We start from the raw sequence: 12,415 nt of genomic DNA, 5'->3' as shown, positions 1-12,415 counted from the left end.
ATCAGGTGTTGTCGGTAAAGCTGCGCAGCTTGTCGGAGCGGCTCGGGTGCTTGAGCTTGCGCAGCGCCTTGGCCTCGATCTGGCGAATGCGCTCGCGCGTGACGTCGAACTGCTTGCCCACTTCTTCCAGCGTGTGGTCGTTGTCCATCTCGATGCCGAAGCGCATGCGCAGCACCTTGGCCTCGCGCGGCGTCAGGCTGTCGAGGATGTCCTTGACCACGTCGCGCAGGCCGGCCTGCATGGCGGCGTCCACCGGCGCGGTGTTGTTGCTGTCCTCGATGAAGTCGCCCAGGTGGCTGTCGTCGTCGTCGCCGATGGGGGTTTCCATCGAGATCGGCTCCTTGGCGATCTTCATGATCTTGCGGATCTTGTCCTCGGGCATCTCCATCTTCTCGGCCAGCAGGGCGGCGTCGGGCTCGAAGCCGAACTCCTGCAGGTGCTGGCGCGAGATGCGGTTCATCTTGTTGATGGTCTCGATCATGTGCACCGGGATGCGGATGGTGCGCGCCTGGTCGGCGATCGAGCGCGTGATGGCCTGGCGGATCCACCAGGTGGCGTAGGTCGAGAACTTGTAGCCGCGGCGGTATTCGAACTTGTCCACCGCCTTCATCAGGCCGATGTTGCCCTCCTGGATGAGGTCGAGGAACTGCAGGCCGCGGTTGGTGTACTTCTTGGCGATCGAGATGACCAGGCGCAGGTTGGCCTCGATCATTTCCTTCTTGGCGTCGCGGCTGGCGGCCTCGCCCTCGTTCATGCGCTTGTTGATGGCCTTCAGCTCGTCCAGCGGCACCACCACCTGCGCCTGCAGGTCGGTCAGCTTTTGCTGCAGGTCCTGGATGGGCGGGATGTTGCGGCCCATGATCGCGCTCCAGGCCTTGTCGGCGTGCGCCTGCCGCTCGACCCACTTGAGGTCCAGCAGGTGCGAGCGCACGCGGTTGCCGCTCTTGTCGCGGCCCGAGAAGTCGGCGATGAACGCGTCCTGCGGGTAGCCGCAGCGGTCGACGATGATGCGGCGCAGCTCGCGCTCGTACTTGCGCACGTCGTCCACCTGGCCGCGCAGCAGGTCGCACAGCTTCTCGATCGTCTTGGCGGTGAAGCGGATCGACATCAGGCGCGTGGACAGCGCGTGCTGGGCCTTCACGTAGGTGGGCGAGCCCCAGCCTTCCTTGTCGTAGGCGCGGCGCACCTTGTCGAACAGCGCCGCCACCTCGTCGAAGCGCTCCAGCGCCTCGGCCTTGAGCTTTTCGAGCAGGCGCGTCATCGACTTGGAACCGCCCTTGCCGTCGTCGTCGTCCTCTTCGTCGTATTCGTCGAAGTCTTCCTCGGCCACGTAGTCGTCGTTCTCGTCGGCGTCGGCAAAGCCGTCGACGATGGTGTTGATGACCACCTTGCCCTCGCGGATCTCGCCCGCCATCTTCAGGATCTCGGCGATCGTCGTCGGGCTGGCGCTGATGGCTTCCATCATCTCCATCAGCCCACCCTCGATGCGCTTGGCGATCTCGATCTCGCCCTCGCGCGTCAGCAGCTCGACCGTGCCCATCTCGCGCATGTACATGCGCACCGGGTCGGTGGTGCGGCCGAACTCGCTGTCCACGGTGGACAGGGCGGCCTCGGCCTCTTCCTCGGCCTCTTCCTCGGTGGCGGTGCTGGTGCCGGTGTTGGTCAGCAGCAAGGTCTCGGCGTCGGGCGTCTGCTCGTACACGGCCACGCCCAGGTCGTTGAGCATGGAGACCACGGCCTCCAGCGTCTCGGCGTCCACCAGCTTGTCGGGCAGGTGGTCGTTGATCTCGCCGTGCGTCAGATAGCCGCGCGTCTTGCCCAGCTTCAGCAGGGCCTTCAGGTTGGCGCGGCGGGTGTTCATCTCCTCCTCGGAGAGCACGCCTTCGTCCAGGCCGAATTCCTTCATCAAGGCCCGTTCCTTGGCCTTGCTGATCTTCATGCGCAGCGGCTTGGCCTTTTCGACCACCTCGGGCACGGCCGCCTCGGGCTCGCCTTCCAGGTCGGCCTCGATGTCGGACAGGTCGGTGTCGTCTTCCTCGCGGGCACCGGCCTTGCCGGCCTTGCCGCGCTTGGGCGGGGCGGACTTTTCGGCCGCGGCCTTGGCGGGGCCGGTGGACTTGCGGGCGGCCTTCTTGGCCGGCACGGCCTTGGGCTCGAGCTCGTCGGCCGTCGCGGACTTGGCCTTGGGGGCAGCCTTGGCCTTGGGGGTGGACTTGGCGGTTTTGGCGCTGGTGGGCATGGTTCGACCTCGGTACGGATCGGAGTCGCCCAGCGGCGGCGTGGCCGCCCGGGCGGGCTCCTCTCGGACTCAACTCAAAAAGAATGGCATCGCGGCGGCGCCCCTCGGCCGACCGGCGGCCAATGCGGGCACTCCACCGTCATGGGCAAGATGGTCGGGCGAACATTTGGGGTGCAGTCCTTGCGGTGATGTGGCCACCCCATGCATGGGGCGCGTGCGCTGACGACGCGAGGGCCGATCCGGAGGTGCTGCTGTCGCTCTTGCCGGTGACAAGCCTTACATTATAACAATTCGCCGAATTTCAAGAGGCGTCAAGAGGCATCGCAGGGCGATTTCAGCCACCCCGGCCCTTAGTACCCGCCCGCTTCGCGCTCGCCGGTCTTGGCCCTGGCCAGCTCGGGCAGCAGGCTCTGGTACAGCGCCACGTCGCCGGCGGCCAGCGCGGCGTCCATGCGCTGCTTCAGGTGCACGGGGCGCTCCTGGCGCAGGATGTCCTGCAGCTCCCGGGGGTCGGAGTCGATCTCGTCGTGCAGGCCCTCGATGGCGCGCACGGCCGCGTCCTCCTGCGGGTGGCCGCGCAGCGCCTCACGCAGCGCGCTCCAGGGCTGGGGGCCGTGCTCCAGCACCTGGCCGTCCAGCCAGGCGAACAGCGGGCCGTAGGGCGCCGCCTGCTCGCACAGCAGCTGGTGGTCGCTGCCGCTCAGGGCCTGCCAGCTGCCGGGCGCCGTCAGCACGATCTGCAGCGCGCGGTGCGCGCGGCTGCTGGGGGCGGTGCGCGGCGCGGCTGCACGCAGCGGCGGGCGGGTGGGCGCCGCCGGCCCGCGCACCGCGCCTCGATCGGCAGCGGGCGCGTGGGCCCGCTCGCGCGGCGGCCGCGCCGCGCCGCGCAGGCCCCACAGCTGCTGCAGCTCGTGCACGCCGATGCGCACCTGCGCCGCGATGTCGCCCAGCAGCTGCGCGGCCAGGGCGCCGGCGGGCAGCAGCTGCCACAGCGGCCGGGCGTTGGCGGCAAAGTGCGAGCGCCCTTCGGCCGTCTCCATGTCGCAGTCCTGCGCGGCGGCGTCCAGCACGAAGCGTGACAGCGGCACGGCGGCCTGCACCGCCTGCTCGAAGGCGCCGGCGCCCTCGGCGCGGATGAAGCTGTCGGGGTCGTGCTCGGGCGGCAAAAACAGAAACTTGATGCTGCGCACGTCGCTGGCCAGGGGCAGGGCGGCAGCCAGCGCCTTGTGCGCGGCGCGCCGGCCGGCGGCGTCGCCGTCGAAACTGAACACCACGCTGTCGGTGAAGCGAAACAGCTTGTGCACGTGCTCGGGCGTGCAGGCCGTGCCCAGCGTGGCCACCGCGTTGGCAAAGCCCAGCTGGGCCAGGGCGACCACGTCCATGTAGCCTTCGGTGACCAGCGCGTAGCCGTGTTCGCGCAGCGCGCCGCGGGCCTCGAACAGGCCGTACAGCTCGCGCCCCTTGTGGAACACCGGGGTTTCGGGCGAATTGAGGTACTTGGGCTTTTCATCGCCCAGCACGCGCCCGCCAAAGCCGATCACCTGGCCCTTGACGTCGCGGATCGGGAACATGATGCGGTCGCGAAAGCGGTCGTAGCGCTTGCCTTCGTCGTCCTCGCCGACGATGACCAGGCCGCTGTCCTGCAACTGCGCGTCGGCGTAATCGGGGAACACGCTGGCCAGCGTGCGCCAGCCCTCGGGCGCGTAGCCGAGGCCGAAGTCGCGTGCCACCGCGCCCGAGACGCCGCGCCGCTTGAGGTAGTCGATGGCGCGCGGCGAGCCCTTGAGGTGTTGGCGGTAGGCGTCGGCCGCGCGCGCCAGCACGTCGGTGAGGCTGGCGCGCTGCTCGGTCTCCTGCGCGGCGCGCGCGCGCTCGGCCGGGCTGCGCTCGTCCTCGGGCACGGGCAGACCGTATTGCTGCGCCAGGTCGTGCACCACCTCGACAAAGCCGGCGCCGGTGAACTCCATCAGAAAGCCGATGGCGTTGCCGTTCTTGCCGCAGCCGAAGCAGTGGAAGAACTGCTTGGACGGGCTGACGGTGAACGAGGGCGTCTTCTCGCCATGAAAGGGGCACAGGCCCGAGAAGTTGGCCCCGGTCTTCTTCAGCTGCACGTAGCGGCCGACGATCTCGACCACGTCGGCGCGCGCCAGAAGCTCCTGGATGAAATGCTGGGGAATGGCCACCGGGCGATTGTCGCGCACGGGCCGCACCAGGCCACTTGTCTATCATGGGCGGATCAACATGCCGGAGCCCGCGATGCCCTCGATCTTCGATACCGACCTGCCCCGCACCGAAGCCAACTTCGCCCCCCTCACGCCGCTGGCCTTCATCCAGCGCGCGGCCGAGGTCTACCCCGAGCGCCTGGCGGTGGTGCACGGCACGCTGCGCCAGAGCTGGGACCACACCTACCGGCGCTGCCGCCGCCTGGCCAGCGCGCTGCAGCAGGCCGGCGTGGGCAAGAACGACACCGTCGCCGTGATGTTGCCCAACACCCCGCCCATGGTGGAGGCGCATTTCGGCGTGCCCATGGCCGGCGCTGTGCTGAACGCGCTGAACACCCGGCTCGACCCCGAGGCGGTGGCCTTCATGCTCGACCACGGCGAGGCCAAGGTCGTCATTGTCGACCCCGAGTTCGCCCCGGTGATGAAGAAGGCGCTGGCGCTGCGGCAGTCGAAGGCGCCGCTGCTCGTCATCGACGTCGAGGACGCGCTGTTCGGCCCCGGCCAGCCCATCGGCAGCACGACGTATGAGGCCTTTCTCGATCGGGGCGACCCCGATTTCGAGTGGCTCTACCCGACCGACGAGTGGGACGCCATCGCGCTCAACTACACCAGCGGCACCACCGGCAACCCCAAGGGCGTGGTCTACCACCACCGCGGCGCGGCCACCAACGCCATCAGCAACATCCTCGAATGGGACATGCCCAAGCACGCGGTCTACCTGTGGACCTTGCCCATGTTCCACTGCAACGGCTGGTGCTTTCCGTGGACGGTGGCGGCGCGCGCCGGCGTCAACGTGTGCCTGCGGCGCGTCGAGGCCAAGGCCATCTTCGACGCCATCCGCGAGCACGGCGTGACGCACTACTGCGGCGCGCCCATCGTGCACGGCCTGCTGGTCAACGCGCCCGACGAGCTGAAGGCGGGCGTGCCGCGCGGCGTCAAGTGCATGGTGGCCGGCGCGGCGCCGCCGGCGGCCATGATCGAGGGCATGGAGCAGATGGGGTTCGACCTGACCCACGTCTACGGCCTGACCGAGGTCTACGGTCCGGCCACGGTGTGCGCCAAGCAGGCCGGCTGGGACGGCCTGCCGATCGGCGAGCGCGCCGCCCTCAACGCCCGCCAGGGCGTGCGCTACCACCTGCAGCGCGACGCGCGCGTGCTCGACCCGCAGACCATGCAGCCGGTGCCCCTGGACGGCGAGGCCATGGGCGAGATCATGTTCCGCGGCAACATCGCCATGAAGGGCTACCTGAAGAACCCCAAGGCCACGGCCGAGGCCTTTGCCGGCGGCTGGTTCCACTCGGGCGACCTGGCGGTGCAATACCCCGACGGCTACATCAAGATCAAGGACCGCAGCAAGGACATCATCATCTCGGGCGGCGAGAACATCTCCTCCATCGAGGTCGAGGACGTGCTGTACCGCCACCCCGCCGTGCTGGCGGCCGCCGTGGTCGCCAAGCCCGACCCCAAGTGGGGCGAAACACCCTGCGCCTTCATCGAGCTGAAGGCCGGCGCCCAGGTGAGCGAGGCCGACATCGTGGCCCATTGCAAGCAGCACCTGGCCGGCTTCAAGGTGCCGCGCGCCGTGGTGTTCGGCGAGCTGCCCAAGACCAGCACCGGCAAGATCCAGAAGTTCGAGCTGCGCAAGCAGGCCGGCTCGGCGGCGGCCATCGACGTCTGATGCGCCGGCCGCCTGAGCAGACGCCGGTTTCAAGCCAAATCGGGCTCTGGCGCCCGCCCATCAAGCGCGAGCAGCTATCGAATCAGTAGTATCGGCTGCTGCAGAACGTGGCACGTCCTACAGCCGCGCCAGCCGCGCCAGCGCGGCGCGCAGGGTGTCGTCCTGCTTGGCAAAGCAAAAGCGGATGGTCTTCTGCTCGAAGCCGTCGCCGTAGAAGGCCGCCAGCGGGATGGCGGCCACGCCGTGCTCGCGCGTGAGCCATTGGCAGAAGTCGGCCTCGCCCAGCTCGCGCTCGGGGCCGGGCATGTCGGCATAGCTGGCGGTCTGGAAGTAGGTGCCTTCGCAGGGCAGCAGGCGAAAGCGCGTTTGCGCTAGGCCGGCGCGAAACAGGTCGCGCTTGGCGGCATAGAAGGCGGGCAGCTGCAGGTAGGGCGCCGGGTCCTGCATGTAGGCGGCCAGGCCGTGCTGCATGGGGGTGTTGACGGTGAACACGTTGAACTGGTGCACCTTGCGGAACTCGGCCGTGAGCGGCGCGGGCGCGGCGACGTAGCCCACCTTCCAGCCGGTGACGTGATAGGTCTTGCCGAAGCTGCTGACGATGAAGGCGCGCGCGGCCAGGCCGGGCCAGCGCGCCACGCTTTCGTGGCGCAGCGGGGCGTAGACCATGTGCTCGTACACCTCGTCGCTGATCAGCAGCACATTGGTGGGGGCCAGCAGCTCGTCCAGCTTGTGCATGTCGGCGGCCGACCAGACGGTGCCGCTGGGGTTGTGCGGGCTGTTGATGAGGATGGCGCGGGTGCGCGGGGTGAGCGCGGCGGCGATGCGGTCGAAGTCGGGGCGAAACGTGCCGGGCGTGAGCGGCACGCGCACCACGGTGGCACCGGTGAGTTCGATGTTGGGCACGTAGCTGTCGTAGCTGGGCTCCAGCACGATGACTTCGTCGCCCGGGCCGGCGCAGCACAGGATGGCCGTGAGGATGGCCTGGGTGGCGCCGGCGGTGACGGTGATTTCGCTGCCGGCGTCGTAGTGGCGGCCGTACAGCGCTTCGATTTTTGCAGCAATGGCCTCGCGCAGCGGCGCCGCGCCGGGCATGGGCGGGTACTGGTTGTGGCCGGCGCGCATGGCGTCAGTGACGGCCTCGGTCAGGCGCGCATCGCAGCCGAAGTCGGGAAAGCCCTGGCCCAGGTTGACGGCCTGGTGCTGGCTGGCCAGCGCCGACATGACGGTGAAGATAGTGGTGCCCACCTGGGGCAGGCGCGAGGGAAAGGCGGGGGTGCGTTCAGAGCTCATAGGTGGTGGCCTCGCCGCTCATGGCCTTGAGGATCAGGTCCTTGTCCAGGCGGTCGGACAGCAGGCTGGCGAAGTAGTAGACGAAGTCGCGCAGGTAGGCGCCGCGCTTGAGCGCCACGCGCGCCAGGTTGTGGCCCAGCAGTTGGCCCAGCGGGCGCAGGGCGAGGTCGGCGTTGTCGGCCTCGCCCTGCACCGCCATCTCGGCGACGATGCCCAGGCCCAGGCCCAGGCGCACGTAGGTCTTGATGACGTCGGAGTCGATGGCCTCCAGCACGATGCGCGGCGTGAGGTGGCGCTGGGCAAAGGCGTGGTCGATGCGCGCGCGGCCGGTGAACGAGGGGTGGTAGGTCACCAGCGGCTCGGCGGCGATGTCCTCCAGCGTCAGGCGCTCGCGCTTGGCCAGCGGGTGCTGCGCGGGCAACACCAGCACGTGCTGCCATTCGTAGCAGGGCAGGGTGACCAGGTCGGGGTAGTCGGTGAGCGATTCGGTGGCGATGCCGATGTCGGCCACCTCGTCCAGCACCATGCGCGCCACCTGGTCGGGCGCGCCCTGGTGCAGGCTGATGTTGACCTTGGGGTAGCGCTCGCGCAGCTTGGTGACGGGCGTGGGCAGCACGTAGCGCGCCTGCGAGTGGGTGGTGGCAATCGACAGGGTGCCGCTGTCCTGCGCGCTGTACTGCTCGCCGATGCGCTTGAGGTTGCCGACCTCGCGCAGGATGATGGCGATCGATTCCAGCACGTGCTGGCCGGGCTCGGTGACGCGCTTGAGGCGCTTGCCGTGGCGCGCGAAGATCTCCACGCCCAGCTCTTCCTCCAGCTCGATGATGGCCTTGGACACCCCCGGCTGCGAGGTGTGCAGCGCCTTGGCCGCCTCGGTCAGGTTCAGGTTGCGGCGCACCGCCTCCTGCACGAAGCGGAATTGATGGAGGTTCATGGCGTCTGGAATATTGAAGCCCGCCATTATGGCGGATTCAATCTAAAGGCCGCGCCCGAGCCCGCCGATTTACTGCCGCAACACCAGCCAGCCGAAGGTGGCCAGCGCCAGGATGGAATACAAAATGCCGGGCGCCGCCGCCGCGATCCAGGGCACCCAGTTGCGCAGGTTGCCGATGAAGCCGAACACGTTGTTCAGCAGGAAGAAGCTGATGCCCACCAGCACGCCCAAGAAGACGAAGCCGGCGATGTTGCCCGAGCGGAAGTGCAGGTAGGCGAAGGGCAGGGCCAGCACCATCATCACCAGGCAGCTGAGCGGGTAGAACACCTTGCGCCAGAACTCGATCTCGTAGCGCTGGGCGCTCTGGCCGTTGTCCTGCAGGTGCTGGATGTAGCGGTACAGGTCCACCGTCTGCATGCGGTCGGGGCTGAGCAGGGCGGCGGCCACCATGTCGATCGAAATGGCGGTGGGCCAGAACCAGCTGTCCTGCTGCTGCACGGTCACGCGGGGCTCGGGCGCGTCCACGTGCTCGAAGCTGCGCCGCTGCACGTCGCGCAGCGCCCAGCCGTGCTCGACGAACGCGCCGTGCGCGGCCTTGACGGTGGCCAGCAGGCGCGAGGTGCGGGTGTCGAACTCGAAGATGCGCACCTGGTTGAGCGTGCCGTCGGGGCTGACGGCACCCACGTTGACCGAATAGCTGCGCTCGCCCTGGCGGTCCTTCATCCAGGCGCCGGTGCGGCCCACGGTGATGTCGCCCACGAAGCGCGCCTGCATGGCGGTGGCCGCGCGGTTGGCCGCGGGCGTCACGTAGTCGCCGATGGCGAAGGTGAGCAGCACGAAGCCCAGGCCCAGCAGCAGCAGGGTGCGCAGCGCCCGCAGCGGGCCCAGGCCGCTGGTGCGCAAGATGGTGTATTGCGAGCTTTCGGCCAGCCGCGCCATGACGAAGATGGTGCCGATCAGCACCGCGATGGGCAGCAGGTCGTACAGGTGGCCGGGCATTTGCAGCGCCACGTACAGCAGCGCGTAGCCCAGCGAATAGCCGTGCGTGGCCAGATCGCGCAGGTCGCCCAGCTGGTCGACCAGGTCGAAGAACGAAAACAGCAGCAAGAACGCCAGCGCGATGAAGCCCACCGACAGCAGCACGTCGTTGTAGATCAGGCGGCGGATGGTCCTCATGCCTGCGCCTCGCGGTTGGCGCGCACGTGCCAGTTGCGCTGGCGCCAGGCCATCCAGGCCCCGGCGGCCAGGGCGATGCCGCCGTGCAGCCCCAGCATGAAGGCCCAGGCGCCCACGCGGCCCTGCTCGATCCAGCCCTGGCCCAGGCCGATCAGGTTGTAGTAGGTGGCAAAGGCGAACAGCGAGAACACCAGCCCCGCGCTGCGCCCCACGCGCGGGTTGACGCGCGTGACGGCCAGCGCGATCAGCACGCAGTTGATGGCCGCCAGCAGCAGCCCCAGGCGCCAGGACAGCTCGGCCAGGTAGGGCGGCGAGCCGCTGCGCAGCAGCGCCAGGCTGGACTGCAGGCGCGGCGCGTCGTCGCGCATGGTGGGGATGATCTGCGCGTTGATGCGGTTGCTGTATTCGGCGAACTCGCTCACGCGCATGGCGCCGGTGGTGTCGTTGGTCTGCAGGCGAAAGCCCTGGTCCAGCTGCAGCGCGCGCCCCTCGCCCAGCGTGACCAGGTGGCCGCGCTCGGCCGAGATCACGGCCTCGCTGCCACGCTCGCTGGCGGCAATGAAGATGTTGGTGCCCGAATCGGCCTCGGCGCTGTCCTTGTCGATGAAGAACACGCGCTGGCCGCCGGCCGACTCGATGAAGCGCCCCGGCGCCACGCGCTCGATGTCGCCCCGGCCCTGGAAGCGCTCGCGCAAGTCCTGGATCTGCTGGTTGGACCAGGGCCAGGCCAGCAGCGCCAGCGCGGCGACGGCCAGCAGCACCGGCCAGGCAAAGCGCAGCAGCGGGCGCACGAAGGCGCCCAGCCCCTGGCCGCAGGCGAACCAGATCACCATCTCGCTGCTGGCGTACATGCGGGTGAGCACCAGGGTGATGGTGACGAACAGGCTCAGCGTGAGGATGGTGGGCAGGTGGCCCAGCACCGTCAGGCCCATGACGAGCAGCACCTCGGACGGATTGACGCGGCCCACCGAGGCCTGGCCCAGGGTGCGGATCAGCATCACCGTCATCACCACGGTGATCAGCACCACCAGGGTGGCGCCGAAGCTGCGGCCCAGCTCCTTGCGGAAAGAGGAATCGAATAACATGGGGTGAACCTGAAATCGGCAGCTGACCGCTTGCAACTTTCTCGACCGCTACGCAATGCCTGACTTTACCGGCTCCGATCGTCCGCACCGATTCGGCGACCGCGCTATGCACTCGCCGGCACCGTTCTCACCGCGCCATGCGGCGTTGCTCCGCCTTGCGGGCACCAGCCCGCCGCGTTGTCGCGCCTTGCCTGGCACGCCGATAACGGCACCGGCAAGTGCATCCAGCCGCCGCTTTCAGGTTGAAAGGAGTCACCTGTGATTATCGACGTTGAACTGGCCCGTCTGGACCTGCCTGCCGCGGCCGCGCGCCGCACCCCCGCGCTGCTGGTGCTGGTGGCCGACGGCTTTGCCCCGGGCGACGACGCGCTGTCGGCCTGGATCGCCAAGGCGCGCGCCAGCGGCGACTTCAAGACCGAGGCGGGGCGGCTGCTGCACTCCTACGGCGCCGCCGGCCTGGCCGCCGAGCGCCTGCTGCTGGCCGGCGTGGGCGATGGCGGCGCGGCCGCCGTGCGCAAGGCGGTGACGGCCGCCGTGGCCGCGCTGCGCGGCGGCGGCGCTGCGGCGCTGACCCTGTGCTTTGCCCAGGCGCCCGGCGCGCGCGCCGTGCAGGCCGCCACGCAGGCGCTGCAGGACGCCAGCTACCGCTACCAGGCCACGCGCGGCAAGGCCGAGCCGCCATCCAGGCTGCGGCGCGCCACCGTGGGCGTGCCCGAAGTGGCGGCGGCGCGCGCCGAGTTCGCGCGTGCCCTCGGCACCGCCCAGGGCGTGACGCTGGCGCGCGAATGGGCCAACCGCCCGGCCAACCACGCCACGCCCGCGCTGCTGGCCGGCGCGGCGCGCGCCCTGGCCAAGCACCCGGGCATCGACTGCCAGGTGCTGGGGCCCAAGGAGGTCGCCAAGCTGGGCATGGGCGCCTTCGAGGCGGTGGCGCGCGGCTCGGGCGAGGAGCTGCGCTTCATCGTGCTGCGCTACGGCGGTGCGCCCAAGAGCGCGGCGCCGGTGGTGCTGGTGGGCAAGGGCATCACCTTCGACACCGGAGGCATCTCGATCAAGCCCGCCGCCGCCATGGACGAGATGAAGTTCGACATGTGCGGCGCCGCCAGCGTGCTGGGCGTGTTTCGCGCGCTGGCCGAGCTGAAGCCGGCGATCAACGTGGTGGGGCTGGTGCCGGCCTGCGAGAACATGCCCGACGGGCGTGCCATCAAGCCGGGCGACGTGGTCACCAGCCTGAGCGGGCAGACCATCGAAATCCTCAACACCGACGCCGAGGGCCGCCTGGTGCTGTGCGACGCGCTGACCTACGCCGAGCGCTTCAAGCCGCGCGCGGTGATCGACATCGCCACGCTCACCGGCGCCTGCGTGATTGCCCTGGGCGGCGTGCGCAGCGGCCTGTTCGCCTCCAGCGACGCCCTGGCCGGCGCGCTGCAGGCGGCCGGCGAGCGCGCGCTCGACCCGTGCTGGCGCCTGCCGCTGGACGACGAATACGCCGAGGGCCTGAAGACCAATTTTGCCGACGTCGCCAACGTCGGCGGGCGCCCGGCCGGCGCCGTGACGGCGGCCAAGTTCCTGCAGCGCTTTGCCGGCGCCTTCGACTGGGCGCACCTGGACATTGCCGGCACGGCCTGGAAGGGCGGCGCCGCCAAGGGCGCCACCGGCCGCCCGGTCGGACTGCTGGTGGAATACCTGCTGGGGCTGGTCGAGGCGCCCGCGCCGGCCGCCGCCCGCACGCCGCGCAAGCCGGTCAAGGGCGGGGCGAAGAGCAAGACCAAGGCCAAGGCCAAGGCCTGA

8 protein-coding genes are annotated in these 12,415 nt (G+C 69.5%); 2 read left to right on the top strand and 6 right to left on the bottom strand.

Translation table 11 applies throughout. The features are described 5' to 3' along the window. Window position 1: 1 nt before the first annotated feature. Both rpoD and dnaG read right to left on the bottom strand, forming a co-directional pair. On the bottom strand, window positions 2–2,239 hold the full coding sequence (gene rpoD / locus ACWHMB_RS11340) for an RNA polymerase sigma factor RpoD (RefSeq protein ID WP_377485140.1): 2,238 nt from the start codon (window positions 2,237–2,239) through the stop codon (window positions 2–4). Window positions 2,240–2,589: 350 nt separating this feature from the next. After that, window positions 2,590–4,422, bottom strand: a complete 1,833-nt coding sequence (dnaG, locus tag ACWHMB_RS11335) for a DNA primase (RefSeq protein WP_377485434.1) — start codon at window positions 4,420–4,422, stop codon at window positions 2,590–2,592. 73 nt (window positions 4,423–4,495) lie between these two features. On the opposite strand from dnaG, the gene ACWHMB_RS11330 reads away from it, so the two are divergent. Next, window positions 4,496–6,139: an acyl-CoA synthetase gene (locus tag ACWHMB_RS11330; RefSeq protein WP_377485138.1), complete on the top strand. Its 1,644-nt coding sequence runs from the start codon at window positions 4,496–4,498 to the stop codon at window positions 6,137–6,139. A gap of 117 nt (window positions 6,140–6,256) precedes the next feature. Here the strand turns inward: ACWHMB_RS11330 and ACWHMB_RS11325 are convergent, their stop codons facing one another. The 4 genes from ACWHMB_RS11325 to lptF form a co-directional block, all read right to left on the bottom strand. Then, window positions 6,257–7,429 (bottom strand): pyridoxal phosphate-dependent aminotransferase, encoded by a 1,173-nt coding sequence (locus tag ACWHMB_RS11325; protein WP_377485136.1) that lies wholly within the window; start codon window positions 7,427–7,429, stop codon window positions 6,257–6,259. Continuing rightward, entirely contained in the window at window positions 7,419–8,363 is a 945-nt protein-coding gene (locus tag ACWHMB_RS11320; protein WP_377485134.1) for a CysB family HTH-type transcriptional regulator, read from the bottom strand. Before ACWHMB_RS11320 ends, ACWHMB_RS11325 begins: the two co-directional genes overlap by 11 nt. A 69-nt stretch (window positions 8,364–8,432) precedes the next feature. Then, entirely contained in the window at window positions 8,433–9,539 is a 1,107-nt protein-coding gene (lptG, locus tag ACWHMB_RS11315) for an LPS export ABC transporter permease LptG (RefSeq protein WP_293222864.1), read from the bottom strand. Next, entirely contained in the window at window positions 9,536–10,624 is a 1,089-nt protein-coding gene (gene lptF, locus ACWHMB_RS11310) for an LPS export ABC transporter permease LptF (protein WP_377485130.1), read from the bottom strand. Before lptF ends, lptG begins: the two co-directional genes overlap by 4 nt. Before the next feature lie 264 nt (window positions 10,625–10,888). Here lptF and ACWHMB_RS11305 point away from each other — a divergent pair, with 264 nt between their 5' ends. Continuing rightward, window positions 10,889–12,415, top strand: a complete 1,527-nt coding sequence (locus ACWHMB_RS11305; protein ID WP_377485431.1) for a leucyl aminopeptidase — start codon at window positions 10,889–10,891, stop codon at window positions 12,413–12,415.

Source organism: Ottowia pentelensis (genome assembly GCF_964341695.1).
This window is presented reverse-complemented; position numbering and strand designations above follow the sequence as displayed.